The following is a 15,039-nucleotide window of genomic DNA, read 5'->3' on the forward strand; positions in this document are numbered from 1 at the left end:
ACTACTTTTGCCGCAGTAAAATTTTTTCTGTTCACCTAAAATCAAAACGTTATGAATACCAAAGTTTTACTCGCAGCCTTGGCAGGGGGTGTCACCTGTTTCCTTTTAGGCTGGCTCTTCTACGGCATCCTGTTGATGGACTTCTTCGCCAACAATCAGGGAAGCGCCACAGGTGTCATGAAAGACGAAGCCTCTATGGGGTGGATTCCGCTCATCTTGGGCAACCTTGCCACAGGATTGCTCTTTGCGATGATTTACAGCCGCTGGGCCAACATTTCCACTTTCCGCACCGGCGCCATCGGCGGGTCGTGGGTAGGGCTGCTCATGGCCTTGGGTTACAACCTGTCCATGCTGGGCACCTCCAATATCATGAACGCCACCGCCGCACTCGTGGACTCCGCCCTGTGGGCCGTGTTCGGTGCGCTCATTGGCGGCGTGGTCGGCTGGACGCTTGGCTACGGCAATCGCACTTGATGCTTTGACTGCCGATTACGGGGGGCATTAAGGGTAATTAAGGGTCATTAGGGGGCATTATGGGTCATTGAGGGGTCATTATGGGCAGGGCAAACGCATCAAAATACAACCGACCTCGGAGAGGTCAAATGTTAGTAGAAACGCCCCATTTTCGCGGTGTTTACGACCCAGCGAGAGAGTGTTTAGAAAACTGTGTCATCCCAAGGGAGACGATAAGAAAACACAGAGGCACGAAGGGCACAGAGTTTTGGTTTTCAATAATTTACATTCCTTTAAGCGCGGCGTGTATTGCGTAAAAAGAAAACATCCGGTATGGTTTGACACACTTTTCTGAACACTCTCCCCAGCGAGGTCGAATGTTGGTGACCTGTTTGCTGCGATAGACATTTGACCTCTCCGAGGTCGGTTGTATTTTGATGCGTTTGCTGCCCCTAATACCCCTCCCAATGACCCTCAATGACCCTTAATTACCCTCAATGACCCTTAATTACCCTCAATGACTCTTAATTACCCTTAATTACCCTCAATAACCCCTAACGCCCTCCAATGCCCCTCACCAACCTTCCCACACCCACCGCCTTGCCACTCCCGCCGCGCAAAATCACCGCGTACGCCCCGGCGGCCAGCCCCTCCAGCGACACCCGCCACCGCTCCCCCGCCGCCGACACCCGCTCCGACCGAACCAAGCGACCCCGAGCGTCGTACATCTCCAGCACCGACGGCATCGCGCCCTCCCACCTCAGCCACGCCGACTCCCCCGCCGGGTTCGGCCAGATGACCAGCGTCGCCACGCCCTCCGCCTCCGTCACGCCCACCAGCGCCTTCACCTCGAACGTCCACGCCGCCTCGCAGCCCCGCGCGTCCGTCACCGTCAGCGCGTAGGTGCCCTCCGACAGCCCCGCAAGTATGGCCTCCATGCTGCCGCCCGGCTCCCACAGGTAGGCGTAGGGCGGCGTGCCGCCCGTCACGCTGTTCACCACGATGCCCCGTCGGCGCTCTGTGGGGTGGAGGGGCGGGTGACGGTGGCGGCGAACTGCAGGGTGTCCGGCTCGGGGATGTCGAAGGAGAAGGTGGCCGTGCAGCCCCAGTCGTCGGTGACGGTGACGGAGGCCGGGCCGGGAGCCGAGCGCCGTGTCCACCGAGTCGGTGGCGCCGGAGGGCGACCACAGGTAGGCGAAGGGGGCTTTCCGGTGAGCGCCCTGACGGAGAGCATGGCGTCGGCGGCGCCGAAGCAGGAGATGGGCTGTCCGTCCACCTGCAGGGTGGGCGCGGGGGCGGCAGGCACGGTGACGGAGGCCGTCAGGGAGTTTCCCAGGCGTCGGTGACGGTGAGCAGGTAGTTGCCGGGCGCGAGGCCGGAGAGGAGTCGCCGGAGAGGGGCGGACTGCCACGCCACGCCATAAGGCTCGCAGCCGTGTTGCGGGGCGATGGCAACGCTCCCGTTGCTCCCGCCGACACAGGCGGGCGACACCCCCGGCTCGGCGGCGAGGGCGAGGGCGGGGTTTCGTAGGCGCCGATGTCCACCGTGCCGTCTGGATGCGGGGGTTCCGGCGAGGTCGGTGGGGATGTTGGCGGCGTGGAGGTTGTTGCCGGCGTTGCGCAGGGGCGAGCAGGCTTGGAGGCGGAAGTCGCCCGCGTCGGGGTCGACGAACATGGGGTCGAGGCCGATAAGGGTGTTGTTGCAGGTCACGTTGGGCGGGGAGCAGTCGAGCGAGTCGAGGGCGCAGTTGTCGAAGGTCACCGACGGATAGGTGCCGAACAGGTTGAGCGGCCCGATGTCCGTGTTCGCGTGGAAGACGCTGTTGCGGTATTTGGTCGGGACGGGGGCGGACGAGCTGTGGTTCTGGCGGTAGTAGAGCCTGTTGCCGACAACGCTGAGGTGGCTGAAGTTGAGCGAGGTGGTGTATTGGGGGGCCGTTCTGTACAGGTGCATGCTGTCGTGGTTGGCAATCTCTATGTTGCGGAACCGCACGTTGGGCGTGTTGTAGCAGACGGCGAAGGCCCGTATGCCGAAGTCGCCCGAAACCAGCCTGTTGTTCCTGATGACCAGGTTGGAATACTCGCAGTCACCGCCGGGCGCGCATTGCGCGCCAATCGCGTGAGAGATGAGGCAGGAATCCACGATGCAATTGGAAACTTCTATTTTGTTCTTTCCGTCAGGAGATATTCCACCGACACAGTTGCGAACGATGCAATTCTTGATTTTGCACTCTTTTTGCCCGTAAGGTGTGAACGGTGTGCCGTTGAGGAACGTAGAGTTCGTCACGTGCGAGGTCTGGGTAAAGTTCCCGGAGGTGACATAATCGTCCCTGAAACAAAAGGACGGGTTCCCGTCGAAGAGGCAGCTGTCAATCCTGGAGTGGTTCCCGGAGAGGTTCTCCAGTACCCAGCGGGTGGAGTCGCCGTTGAGGTAGAAGCGGCAGTTGAGGTATTGCAGGGTGTCGTCTTGCGAGAGCGACTTGTACAGCACCGCCTTGCCGAAACGGGCGGCCTGATTGGCCGTGAAGGTGCAGTTGCCGAAATCCGGGACGCGCTCGACGCCCACATGCCCGGTGCAGTAAACCGCCCCGCCGTCCGCCCCGACGCTGTTGCGCTCGAACACGCAGTCGAGAAACTGGACGGCCATGGAGCCGTCGGCGGCGGCGTGCACGAACACCGCCCCGCCGTGCAGGCGCGCGTGGTTGCGCTCGAAGCGGCAGTTGCGAAACACCGGGTAGGCCACCCCGCCGCCGGCGTTGATGTGGACGGCCGCGCCGCAGGCGTTGCGCGGGAAGGGGAAGCCGGTCAGGATGGGAGGCTCCGCCCTGCCGTGGCGAAAGGTCAGCCCGTCGAAGAGCGTGCCGTCGGCGGCCTCGCCCATCACCAGTATGTTGAAGGAGTTGTCGGTGCTGTCGCCCGCCGCGCCGATGTCGCCGCTCAGCACGGTGGGGTGCGCCTGCCAGTCGCGCTGCGCGAGGTTGGCCTCGGTGCGGCGAAGCCGCCGTAGAGCCGCACGCCGCTGGGCATGAGGAAAAAGGAGTCGCGGTTGCCGTCGCCCGTGGGCTGTACTCGCCCCGGCCACCCACCTCGTCGCCGGGCTGGGCGGCGGCAAAGGCGGCGTGCAGGTCGGCGTAGGCGTCGGCCACGACGAGCCGTTGTTCTGGCGGTGGCGGCATGGTTGACGTGGAGGCGCTTTTGCGAAAGGGCGGGGGCCGAGCGCCCCGAGGAGGAGTATGGAGAGGAGGAGGATGTTTTTCATGAGAATAAAAATTGTGTTCGGTTCGTGTAAGTCATGCGAATCAAGAGTTGGAAAACCCAAAGTGTTGAAAATCATATTTTTTAAGCACCCACGTTTACGAAACTTTTGAAAGTTTCGTAAACGTAAGTCGCTTAAAATGAAGTCAATTTTCTAACCCTTGATTCGCATAAGTCATTGCACATTGAGCATTGGACATCAGATATTTAAATAGACTTGTTGCGGTGGAGGGTTTTGAGTGAAGGGGGTTGTCATTTTTTCGACTGGCGAGGCAAATTTTGCAGTCGAAATTGGGCATATTCGGCGAAAAATTTAACGAAGCCAGTCGGAAAAAGGGCTTTCCCTTCGCCAAAGGCCTCCACCGCAACAAGTCTAATAAATGCCCAATGTCGCCTTTGATTCGTCCGACGATTTCGATTCGTCGGGCGAGTGTCCTGAAAGGGATTGGCTGGCGGCCGGGCGACGCTGTGCCGCCCGGCCACTATATGCCCAAGAGCACTCACTGCCTCACCACGCGGCCCTCGGCCTCGGCGTCGCCCACCCTCACTTTCCAGAAATACACCCCGGCAGGCAGTCGGCGGCCTCCCGGACGATGAAAGAGGTGGTCGGCCCCGTCAGGGGCGTCTCGCGCCGCAGCAGCCTCCTGCCAAACGGGCCGAACGCCAGCACGACGGCCGGTCGGCGCCCTCGGGCGCGGCGATGTCGAGCGCGAACGCCCCGGATGTCGGGTTGGGGGGCAGGCGACGGCGAGGCCGGGGTCGTCGGGGGCGCGTCCTGCCGGGGCTTGGCAGGCTCGCCCAGCCGCAGGCCGTAGCGCCCGCCGCGGGCGTTGAAGGCCATGGCCGGCATCAGGTCGCGCCCGCTTGAATCACGCGCTCGCCGGCGCCGACCGCGGCGCCGGCGCAGGGTGAGCCAAAAGACGCTCTGCCCCTCGCGGGCGTGCTCCTCCGGCAGCCCGGCATACCACGCGAACCTGATTTCGCCGCGGGCGGCATCCGACAGGTTGAAGCAGGCCTCCGTCACCTGTGGCAGGTCGCCGGCGCTCACCCCCACGAACTCCCACCGCTCGGCATCGAAGCGCAGCCTGAGCTGCATGGCGGCCAGCGGCACCGCGCCCTCGTAGCGCAGCGGCAGGCTCAGGTACGCGCCGGCCGCCGCCGCGCCGCCGTCTCGCCGCTCAGGGTCAGCGTCCCCGGGGGCTGGCCGCTGGCGAGGTCGGCGTCGTGCGAGTGGTTCACGTCGCCCACCTTCACGGCCACGAAGTCCACGGACGTGTTCGACGGGTTGCCCACCCAGTTCTCGTCGGGTAGGCCAAATAGGCCGGTGGGGATAGAAGGCAGCGTACCAGTAGAGTACGCGTCGAAATATCGCCACGAGGCATTGTCGGGCAAGGTCAGGTGGATGCCCAGAATCGAAGCTTTCTTATCTCGTCAATGTCGTCGCTCTGAACCTGACCGTTATTGGTCGCGTCCGCCGCCGCGTACTGGTAAATGGAGGTGAAGGGGATGATGTTGTGGATGTGCCGGGAGATGAGCGCGAGGTCGAAGGAGGTCACGCCGTTCACCCAATGCTCGAAGCCCGTGAACCTGACCTGTGGGGTCACCTTATAGGTGGCCATGTCGCAGGGGCACAGGGGCCCACGGGGCGTTGTTGGGCATATACTGATCGGCGGGCAGTTGGGGTCCGTCATGGTACGCTGCACCCGGATGGCCGCGTCGTCTATGTCCGCCCCGTTGGCGTTGCGCACCCAGCCCGCCAGCATGGGGGTGCAAAGCGGGAAATCGTCCTCGAAGATATACACGTCGGCCACGCACCCGTCGCCTCCCGGCGGGTCGGTGGCCACGTCAACCATGGATTCTCGCACGGTGGCGCCGTTGACGCAGTTTATCGGCGCGTCGAAATTGACCGTGAACGACGAGCCCAACTCGACGGGCTGCGCCGTCACGGGAAGAAGCAGAAAGTGACCCTGTTGCCCTCAATCTTGAAACAATCGGTGAAGCCCCCGTCGGGCAGGCATTGCGGGTTGGCCGGGCACCCGAACTCGTTGTCGCTTATGCCGGCAATGGCAGACGCCGGCGGGCAGGTCGAACTCAAGGGCGACGCGGATGCGGTCGAAGTCGAGCGGGTTGGTCGGGTTCGCCCAAGCGAGCGATGCTTTCACGCCCAATTCGCTACAGGTGCTGTTCTCTTGCGCCGCCCGGACGATGACCGTGAACTGGCGGTGGGCAAGGCTCGTCCCCGTCGAACACGGCCTTGGCGCAATCGAGCGGCAGGCAGGCAGTCTTGCAATCGCTGCCGATGCGTATCTGGCCTGCGCGAGGCAAACGTTGGCGCCTGCCTCAAGAGATTCGTTGACGGGCCCATGATTTCGATGTCGAACAACCTCAACTCGTCTTGCCCGGGCACCACAATCCCCGAGCTCTCGTCAAACCTGACATAACCGCGCCAATTGTCCGTGCCCGCTATTGGCTCGATGGATTGCTCGGCGGGCGAGTGCGCGAAATTTGTCATTTTGGGCGGGTCCATGATGTTGTCGGTTTCTATCACGAAGGAAAACGAGAGGTGCCCGACATTGACGGCACCCATCCCGGTGTTGGTTGCCAACACTGGCAGCAACCCGTCGTCATGGTCAAAATCCGCGAACGACACGCAAAGCCCCGATTCGAGGTCGTTGGGGCTTGGCACCGCGAACACGTCCGATTGCAGGGACAGGTTCTGGCAGTGGATGTTGGCCAAGTCATGGTCGTAGGCGGAAAGCACGGTCAAGAACTCCAAATCCTCGCCCGGCACGCCGTCCACAGCAGGACAAAAAGGCTTGCCCGGTATTGGTTGAAGCCGTTGTTGACAAAGGTTATCGTCGGGGAAGAGCAGATACCTTGTTCGTAGGCGGCGCAGAACAAGGCAAGGGTCACTTGGTTGTCGGGGTCAAAGCCAGGCGCCTTGATAGGCTATGGGAAGGCAATTGGCCGTCTCGACCCGGTTGACCGACGACAGCCCGCCCGAGGGGATGGTGGCCACTCGCAGGGATACAATCAACTCATCGTAGCACAAGTCGAACGAGGCTGGGTTGCCCGGCACCGGAGGCTGTTGGTCAGCAGCCCGACACGGAAGAAGAAGCGATTGCACTCGCTTTCCCGCAGGCAGGGGCGGATATTGGCTCCACGAAAATCCCTATGTTGCTGCAACTCGGCGGCACGACGCAAGTCGCCGTGCCTTGCCCCTGACCTCTTCTTTCGCAACCAACAGGAGCGACACAAGGAAAAAGACTGTGCGCAGCAGGTCAAGCCACCCACCCGCATAGCGGGCGGCCGGGAAAGACAAGCGGCGAGACTGGCTGGCGCCGCCTGTCACGGCTCTTGAGACGGGGTTTTCCATGAGCGTGCCGAAAGGGGCAAGGGATTGAGATGGGGTGCCGGGCGATTCAATGTTTTGCCACCCCGTTTTTTTCGGAAGATAATTTTGTCAAGCATGGTAAAAGGTTTTTGAAAAATGAATGAATAACGGTTTGCATGATGCTCAAGGGATGATTGGCCTGCCCCTCGCCGCCGCGTCGTGTCGCGGTAGTCGCCGTGGGGTGCGCCGCGCACTCGAGCACGCGGCGCACCCCGCCGGGCGGGGCATCGGTGAGGATTAAAAAAACTGCCGGGCAAAGAGGCCGCTTCTCGGTGGCGTCGCGCAAAAACGTCGGTTTGCGAGGACGCACGCCCAGCGGTCAGGGTGAGATTAAAGCGTGCCGCCCGTCGTGCCGGGCAACGTGGTGGGAGGGGATTAGGCGCGCCAACGTCTTGGCGAGGGCTAATGTAGGGAGGGGCGGCGACGTGGGCAAGGGGGTGGGGAGATTTAACATACGGGGTGAAAGGTCACGTCGGGCCTAACATCGCAAAGCCAGTCACACAAACCGCAAAATCAACTACTTTTGTCGCCGACAACCGTTCATTTTCACCATTCAAATTGTTCATTTTCAATGAAAACAACCATCATTGCGCTTACCCTGTTCGCCACTGCCTTTCTTTGGCTCGCCTGCAAGCAAACCAAATACACCCCCGGCAATTTCCCCGACAATCAACTCCGCTGGGGCAGCGGCGGCGGCATCGTCGGCAAGGAGACCACTTACACGCTGCTCGACAACGGCCAAATTTTCAAACGCGAAATGGGCGGCGCTTTGACTGAGACCCGCAAGGCAAAGGCCAACAAGGCAAAGGCGCTTTACAAAATGGTGGAAACGCTCGGCCTCGCCCAGCGCGATTTTAAGCACCCCGGCAATGTTTATGACTTCATTGAGATACTCGACGGCGACAGTGTGCATCGCATCAGTTGGGGAGAGGCAAACATTCCCGTTGACCCAAAAATCAAAGACCTGTTCAACGAGTTGAATGGTTTGACAAAAAAGTGATTTTCCTTTCCAAACAATTGTTTTTCAAATCTTTGTAATGAAATCCACACCACTCAAATTCATCCTCCCACTTGCCTCTGTCATATTCCTGGCCTTCGCGTGCAGCCAAAAGCCGACCGACCGCTCGGCTTCCAAACCCGCACCTCCCTCAGCAGCCGGCACAGGGGCTTTCGCCGCCGAAAAGGTCGTGCTCGACACCTTCGCCGACCTCCAAATCCTTCACTACGAACTGCCCGGATGGGACAAACTCTCGCTCCGCCAAAAGACCTTCATCTATTACCTGTCGGAAGCCGCGCTGGCTGGCCGCGATATCATCTACGACCAGCACTGCAAACACAACTTGACCGTGCGCAAGATGCTTGAGGGCATCTATGACTCCTACAAAGGCGACCGCAGCTCGACGGATTGGAAAAAATTCGAGACCTACGCCAAGCGCGTGTGGTTCAGCAACGGCATCCACCATCACTACAACGAGACCAAGATACTCCCCGATTTTTCAAAAGAGTATTTCTACGCCTTGCTGCAAAACTCCGACCCGAACAAACTGCCTTTGGCGCAGGGCGAAAACGCCAACAACCTTATCGCCCGGCTGACTCCCATCGTGTTCGACCCGAACGTGTTGGCCAAACGAACCAATAAGGACAAAGGCGTGGATGTGGTGAAAACGTCCGCCGTCAATTTTTATGAAAACGTGAGTGCCGAGCAGGTGGACGAGTTTTATCAGAAAAAACTCAGTGAAGCAGGGGCCAATCCGCCACAATTCGGCCTCAACTCCAAATTGGTCTCCGATGGGAAACGCACACTCAGCGAGCAAGTATGGAAAGCCGGCGCAGGCAATATGTACGGCGCGGCCATTGACAAAATCGTCGGGTATCTCGAAAAGGCGATTCCTTTCGCCGAAAACGAGCAGCAGAAAAAAGCCATTCGCTTGCTCGTGGAGTACTACAAGACCGGCGACCTCAGAAAGTTTGACGAGTACAATATCGCTTGGGTGCAGGACACCGAAAGCACCATTGACTTCATCAATGGCTTCATCGAAGTCTATCACGACCCGCTCGGCTACAAGGGCGACTGGGAAGCGGTGGTGCAATACAACGACCCCGATGCCACCGCCAAAATGGCAACCGTGAGCCAAAACGCGCAGTATTTTGAGGACAACTCCACCATCCCCGAAGCATACAAAAAGAAAAACGTGAAAGGGGTCTCCTACCGCGTCATCAACGTCGCCATGGAAGGCGGCGACTGCGCCCCCAGCACACCCATCGGTATCAATTTGCCCAACTCCAACTGGGTGCGTGAGCAATACGGCTCCAAATCCATCAGTCTCAACAACATCGAAAACGCCTACGCCAAAGCAGGTGGCGCATTGGCCTTGCAGGAATTCGCCCACGATGCAGAGGAGGTGGAAATCGCCAAAAAATATGGAGAAGCGTGCAGCAAAATGCACACGGCGCTCCACGAGGTCATCGGACACGCAAGCGGCCAGCTCAAGCCCGGCATGCCAGAACCCAACGTCACCCTCAAGCAATACGCCAGCACCCTCGAAGAAGGCCGCGCCGACTTGGTGGCCCTATACTTCATGCCCGACCCCAAACTCGTGGAATGGGGCCTCCTCCCCGATGCCAACGCCTACAAAGCCGAGTACGACCAATACATCCGAAATGGCTTGCTCATGCAACTGCGCCGCATCCCCTCAGGTGCCGACATCGAGGAAGACCACATGCGCAACCGCCAACTCGTGGCCGCTTGGGCTTATGAAAAAGGCAAAAAAGACAACGTCATCGCCAAAGTGGAGCGCAACGGCAAAACCTACTACGACATCCGCGACTACGCCAAACTGCGCGTGCTGTTCGGCCAATTGCTCGCCGAAATCCAGCGCATCAAATCGGAAGGCGACTACCAAGCCGCCCATGACTTGGTGGAAACCTATGGCGTGAAAACCGACGCAGCCACTGGCCGGCAGGTGAAAATGCGCTACGCCAACTTGCCCACCAAGGCCTATTCGGGCTTCGTGCAGCCGCGGTTGGTGGCGGTGCGCGACGCAAGCGGCCACATCACCGACGTGAAGGTGGAGCGCGAACTCGACTTCGTGAAGCAGATGTTGCGCTACGGGAAAGAGTACTCGTTTTTGCCGGTGAACAATTGAAGCAAAAGAGATGCCTTCGTGAGAATGCCCGACCAGCCAATGTCAAAGTGCTAGCCGGGCATTCTGCGAAAAATAGCGCGACAATACTTGGCATCAGTCAAAAAACTGACCAATATCATCGCCTCAAAGAGAACATTTCGAGAGCCATGCCGTTGAATTTCCACAAAATGTTCGTTAACCTCTAAATCACTTTCGTTATGAAACGAGGCAATGTATTGTTAGGCTTTCTGGGCGGCGTAGCCGTAGGCACACTCTTAGGCATCCTGCTCGCTCCCGACAAGGGGGAAAGAACCCGCAGAAAAATTGTTAAAAAAGGCGAAAACTATGTGGACACCCTGAAGGACAAGTTCGATGACATCTTGGAAGAAGCGAGCGAAAAATTTGAGAGCGCCGTCAAAGAGGCAACCAACGCCGTAAAACGCACCAAAGCCAAAGCCAACTCAATGGCTGATGAGGTGCTCGACAAAGCATAAGCTGCGCTGAACAAAATGCTTGTGGGGTGCTCCGGGAGTTTCTTCCGGGGCATTTCTTTTGGGCGGCATGGGGCCTGCCATGCCGCATCCCTTTTAAAAATTGTTCCCAAAACCAATACGCCCGCGAATCCTCAACATACCCAAAACAACCGATACTTGCCAGGCGAATACCCCCACTAACTCGGCTGTGTCGCGACAATCTGCGTTCGGCCAGCAAACACATCCCGCCCCTGCTTGTTTTTTGTGCCTATTTTTGCCCCTCAAACATTTTCACTCTGGCATGAAACACAAATACGCTTACCTGCTCGCCCTCAGCGTTTTCCCCCTTGCGCTACTTGCCCAAAAACCCGCCAAACCCAACGCTGCCGACCTGCACCACGCCATCAAAAAACTCAACGTGCTTGGCTCGGTGCTCTACGTCGCCGCCCACCCCGACGACGAAAACACCCGGATGATTAGCTTTCTGCGCAACGAAAAACTGTACGACGTCACCTACCTCTCCATGACTCGCGGCGACGGCGGCCAAAACCTCATCGGGCCTGAAATCCGCGAGCTGCTCGGCGTGTTACGCACCCAAGAATTGCTCATGGCCCGTTCCATAGACGGCGGTCGGCAACTCTTCACCCGCGCCAACGACTTTGGTTTTTCCAAAAACCCCGAAGAAACCATGCGCATCTGGGACAAAGAAGCCGTGCTCGCCGATGCGGTGTGGGCCTTCCGGCAAACCCAACCCGATGTGGTCATCAACCGCTTTTACCACGATAAAAAATACGACACGCACGGCCACCACACGGCCTCCGCCATGCTCTCCGTGGAAGCCTTCGACCTCGCTGGCAACGCCGACGCATATCCCGAACAACTGACCTACACCAAACTCTGGCAGCCACGCCGCCAATTTTTCAACACCTCGTGGTTCTTCTTCGGAGGCCAGGAAGCCTTTGAGAAAATGGACAAGAGCCACCTCTATGCCCTTGATATGGGCGTGTATCTGCCGCTCAAAGGCAAGAGCAACGGCGAAATCGCCGCCGAAAGCCGCTCCATGCACCGCTGCCAAGGCTTCGGCATGCTGAGCAACCGAGGCTCCTCCATGGAATATCTCGACTTCGTGAAAGGCGACCGACCCAGCTCCAACGACCTGTTCGAGGGCATCAACACCACTTGGGGGCGCGTGGCAGGCGGCGAGCCGATAGGCAGGCTGCTCTACAAAATTGACCAAAACTTCCGCGCCGACCAACCCGCTGCCTCCGTGCCCGACCTCTTGCAAGCCATGCAGATGATGCGGGCGTTGCCCGATGGTTTTTGGAAAACAAAAAAATTGGAAGAAATCAAGGAGGTCATTCGCGGGTGCCTCGGCCTTTATCTGGAAGCCACAGCAGCCGAACCCATCACAACCCCGGGCGAAACGGTCAAAATCCGTTTGGAGGCCATCACCCGCGCCCCTGCGAAAACAAGTGGCATGGCCAACGGCACCAACGGACACAACCCCGAAAACGAAAGCGGTGTCACGCTCCACAGCATCGCTATCGCCCCCGGCCTTTTTGACACCGTTTGCGCCAAAAACATGGATTTGAACAAAGGATTCGTCGTGGAACGCAAAGTGACCATTCCGCACGATGCGCCGTTCACAGCGCCCTATTGGCTGCGCACCGCCTCCACCGAGGGAATGTACAGCGTGGAGGACCAACTTCTGCGCGGCATACCCGAGACGCCGCGTTTCGCCACGGTGCGCTGGTCGCTCAGCATCGCGGGCGTGCCGCTCGAATACGAGACCGACGTGGCTTGGAAAACCAACGAGCCAGCCATCGGAGAGGTTTGGCGGCCCTTCGAGGTGTTACCACCCGTGTTCGTGGAGTTCACCGAACCATCCTACATTTTTTCCCAAAACAACAACAAAGTCGCCGTGCGGGTGAAAGCCGGGCGCGACTCCGTAGCTGGCACGGTATCGGTGATGGTTCCCGATAAAAACTGGAAAATCATTGGTCAAGACCAAGCGTTCAGTTTTACCAGAAAAGGCGAGGAAAAAATCTTCAGCTTCGACGTGCAGACCAATGGCAACACCGCCCAAACCCTGCTCAACGCCGTCGTGAGCATCGGCTCAACGCGCTATTCCGACCGCCTCGTCACCATCAAATACGACCACATCCCACAGCAAAGCGTGCTGTTGCCCTCCGCCGTCAGCGCCGCCCGCCTCGATTTGCAGGTGAAGGCTCGCAACATCGGCTACTACATGGGCGCGGGCGACGATGTTCCCGCGGCGCTGCGCCAAATGGGCTGCCGAGTCACGATTTTGGAGGACAAGGACATGGAGACGGCGGCTCTTGCAAAGTTTGATGCCATCGTGGTCGGGGTGCGAGCTTACAACACTAAGGACAATTTGAGTTTCCAACACGCGCAACTGCTCGAATATGTGAAGAATGGCGGCACCCTGCTGTTGCAATACAACACGAGCCATGCCCTTGTGCGCCCCGACGTGGCACCATACCCGCTGAAATTATCGCGCGCCCGCGTCACCGACGAGGCAGCTGAGGTGCGGTTCCTACTGCCCCAACACCCGGTGCTGAACACGCCCAACAAATTGACATCCAGAGATTTTGATGGCTGGGTGCAAGAGCGCGGCCTCTATTTTCCCGGCGAATGGGACGCGGCCTTCGAAGCGCCCCTATCCATGAACGACCCTGAGGAGAAACCTGCCGATGGTGCCTTGTTGGTGGCTCGGCACGGCAAGGGTTATTTTGTCTATACTGGCTTGTCGTTTTTCCGCGAGTTGCCCGCAGGGGTGCCGGGCGCTTATCGGCTGTTTGCCAATTTGATTTCGCTGGGCAAATAGTCAAACCAATTCCAGCGACAGCTGCTCAATGGCGTTTTCCAAAAAGCCCGGAATCACGGCATCGAAGGTGCGTCGGATTTTCATCGGATTGGCCAAATCGCGTATCATGCGGTGGTAGCGCGATTCGCCGTGTTCCTCCACGATGGACTGGCGGCGCTCCTCTTCCATGAAGTATTCGAGCAAGCCTTCCGGGTCGGCTTCCGGGTGGAATTGCGTGCCGACCATTTCAGGGCTGAATCGAATGCCCATCACCGCCCGCTCGTGGTGGATGTGGGGGCGGAGCTTTTCCATGCAGAGGATACGCGCGCCCATGGCTGCGAGGCGGTCGTGATTGGGGTTCACCACCTGATAGCGGCGAAAATCGGCGATGTAGAACGGGTCGGTCAACTGCTCGAACAGCGGCTCGTCCTTGCCTCCGTGTGTTTTGTGCACCGGGTAGGTGCCAAACGACATCTTGTAGCGTTGCGTCACGTCGCCCACCTGAAAATGATGGCAAGCCATCTGGAAGGAGTGGCAGATGAAGAAGACGTGTTTCTTGGTTTCGTTGCGCAAGTTCCACTGCCAGAGCTGTCCGATGAGGTTGAAGAATGGCTCTTGCCATTGCCCTCCCGATTCGAGCGGGTCACCGGGGCCTCCGGAGAACACATAGATTTCGTAGGAAAGGTCGGGGATTTCGCACTTGGCACGCACGTCGAATCGGTCGAACTCAAGCACGTCGGCGTAGCGGTGCATGATGTTTTGGAGCATCGGAATCCCGCGATTCGACTCGCCGTTGTACATGTCTAAAAGGGCTGCACGGAGGAGCATTTGTTGCAAAAAGTAAAAATGAACGATGAACAATCGGCGGGATAACGGATAGCGAAGGTCGTGAGCCAGCGCCAAAGTTGGAGCGCGTCGTCTTGTTTTTATTTTGCAAAGCCCTGCCAACAACGTAGGTTTGCAGCCCTTTTCACCCCACGAACCTTTTCATTTTCAAAGACTTGAACGCATGAAATTTGTTTCGGAAAAAATCATAGACTCGGTCATTGAGGAATTGGAGAATCTTCCCGACGAGCAGTACGAGCAGCGCATGGAAGCCTTCGCCGAGGCGCAACCGATGCTGGTCGCGTGGTTGTTTAGCGACAACTTTGATTTGCTGAACGAGGACGAAAAAGGATACCTGCAATACCTCGCGCTGATTGCTTGGCTTTCCTTCGAAAAAGTGAACGGCCCGACGGAACCCATCTCGGAAGAACAAATCGGGCTGGCCGAGGAGAAAAACTACGAGATACTGGAAGGCTCCACGGCCAAGAAGTTCCGCGAGCGTCTCAACCCGTTTTTTGAAAACACCCCACAAGAAGACCTGCTCGCCTTTGCCGAGGATGCCGTGATGGAAGAAGAGGACGACCCGAACGCGCTGGTCACGAAGGAGGGTCGCGAGCCTATTTTTGTGGCCATCAAGACGTTGGTGGATGTGCTTGGCGAGGGTTGATTCACGGCACGTCCGCTCGCG

Annotated in this window: 16 protein-coding genes; 7 read left to right on the forward strand and 9 right to left on the reverse strand. The window is 58.6% G+C overall.

The annotated features are described in order from the left end of the window. Nucleotides 1-51: 51 nt before the first annotated feature. A complete protein-coding gene (locus KIS77_19850; protein MCW5924582.1) occupies nt 52-474 on the forward strand; it encodes a hypothetical protein in 423 nt (140 codons plus the stop codon). Between the two features lie 533 nt (nt 475-1,007). Here the strand turns inward: KIS77_19850 and KIS77_19855 are convergent. The 3 genes from KIS77_19855 to KIS77_19865 are packed head-to-tail and all read right to left on the reverse strand — an operon-like array spanning nt 1,008 to nt 3,711. Then, a complete protein-coding gene (locus KIS77_19855) occupies nt 1,008-1,454 on the reverse strand; it encodes a hypothetical protein (GenBank protein MCW5924583.1) in 447 nt (148 codons plus the stop codon). Further along, entirely contained in the window at nt 1,448-1,729 is a 282-nt protein-coding gene (locus tag KIS77_19860) for a hypothetical protein (GenBank protein MCW5924584.1), read from the reverse strand. Before KIS77_19860 ends, KIS77_19855 begins: the two co-directional genes overlap by 7 nt. 44 nt (nt 1,730-1,773) lie before the next feature. Continuing rightward, nucleotides 1,774-3,711, reverse strand: a complete 1,938-nt coding sequence (locus KIS77_19865) for a right-handed parallel beta-helix repeat-containing protein (protein ID MCW5924585.1) — start codon at nt 3,709-3,711, stop codon at nt 1,774-1,776. A 275-nt stretch (nt 3,712-3,986) separates the two neighbouring features. On the opposite strand from KIS77_19865, the gene KIS77_19870 reads away from it, so the two are divergent. Next, a complete protein-coding gene (locus KIS77_19870; protein ID MCW5924586.1) occupies nt 3,987-4,304 on the forward strand; it encodes a hypothetical protein in 318 nt (105 codons plus the stop codon). Here KIS77_19870 and KIS77_19875 read toward each other — a convergent pair. The 5 genes from KIS77_19875 to KIS77_19895 all read right to left on the reverse strand — a co-directional run bounded on the left by KIS77_19875 (nt 4,252) and on the right by KIS77_19895 (nt 6,834). Beyond that, the gene (locus tag KIS77_19875) at nt 4,252-4,803 is read right to left on the reverse strand and encodes a hypothetical protein (protein ID MCW5924587.1); all 552 of its coding nucleotides are present in this window, start codon (nt 4,801-4,803) and stop codon (nt 4,252-4,254) included. The genes KIS77_19870 and KIS77_19875 overlap by 53 nt on opposite strands. Before the next feature lie 298 nt (nt 4,804-5,101). Next, entirely contained in the window at nt 5,102-5,653 is a 552-nt protein-coding gene (locus tag KIS77_19880; GenBank protein MCW5924588.1) for a hypothetical protein, read from the reverse strand. Between the two features lie 30 nt (nt 5,654-5,683). Further along, the gene (locus KIS77_19885) at nt 5,684-5,869 is read right to left on the reverse strand and encodes a hypothetical protein (protein MCW5924589.1); all 186 of its coding nucleotides are present in this window, start codon (nt 5,867-5,869) and stop codon (nt 5,684-5,686) included. Beyond that, nucleotides 5,866-6,507 carry a hypothetical protein gene (locus KIS77_19890; protein MCW5924590.1) on the reverse strand — a complete coding sequence of 214 codons (642 nt, stop codon included), beginning with the start codon at nt 6,505-6,507 and terminating at the stop codon, nt 5,866-5,868. The genes KIS77_19885 and KIS77_19890 overlap by 4 nt, the downstream gene beginning before the upstream one ends. Before the next feature lie 126 nt (nt 6,508-6,633). Next, nucleotides 6,634-6,834, reverse strand: a complete 201-nt coding sequence (locus KIS77_19895) for a hypothetical protein (protein MCW5924591.1) — start codon at nt 6,832-6,834, stop codon at nt 6,634-6,636. Nucleotides 6,835-7,672: 838 nt separating this feature from the next. On the opposite strand from KIS77_19895, the gene KIS77_19900 reads away from it, so the two are divergent. The 4 genes from KIS77_19900 (at nt 7,673) to KIS77_19915 (ending at nt 13,547) form a co-directional block, all read left to right on the forward strand. Further along, the gene (locus tag KIS77_19900) at nt 7,673-8,101 is read left to right on the forward strand and encodes a hypothetical protein (protein ID MCW5924592.1); all 429 of its coding nucleotides are present in this window, start codon (nt 7,673-7,675) and stop codon (nt 8,099-8,101) included. Nucleotides 8,102-8,138: 37 nt separating this feature from the next. After that, entirely contained in the window at nt 8,139-10,247 is a 2,109-nt protein-coding gene (locus tag KIS77_19905) for a dihydrofolate reductase (GenBank protein ID MCW5924593.1), read from the forward strand. A 197-nt stretch (nt 10,248-10,444) separates the two neighbouring features. Continuing rightward, nucleotides 10,445-10,720: a YtxH domain-containing protein gene (locus tag KIS77_19910; protein MCW5924594.1), complete on the forward strand. Its 276-nt coding sequence runs from the start codon at nt 10,445-10,447 to the stop codon at nt 10,718-10,720. 280 nt (nt 10,721-11,000) lie between these two features. Continuing rightward, nucleotides 11,001-13,547: a PIG-L family deacetylase gene (locus KIS77_19915; GenBank protein MCW5924595.1), complete on the forward strand. Its 2,547-nt coding sequence runs from the start codon at nt 11,001-11,003 to the stop codon at nt 13,545-13,547. Here the strand turns inward: KIS77_19915 and KIS77_19920 are convergent, their stop codons facing one another. Next, on the reverse strand, nt 13,548-14,354 hold the full coding sequence (locus KIS77_19920; protein ID MCW5924596.1) for a GMP synthase: 807 nt from the start codon (nt 14,352-14,354) through the stop codon (nt 13,548-13,550). Between the two features lie 181 nt (nt 14,355-14,535). Here KIS77_19920 and KIS77_19925 point away from each other — a divergent pair, with 181 nt between their 5' ends. Further along, complete coding sequence (locus KIS77_19925) at nt 14,536-15,018, forward strand: hypothetical protein (protein MCW5924597.1); 483 nt, start codon at nt 14,536-14,538, stop codon at nt 15,016-15,018. Nucleotides 15,019-15,039: the final 21 nt, after the last annotated feature.

The organism is Saprospiraceae bacterium, from assembly GCA_026129545.1.
GTDB lineage: Bacteria > Bacteroidota > Bacteroidia > Chitinophagales > Saprospiraceae > M3007.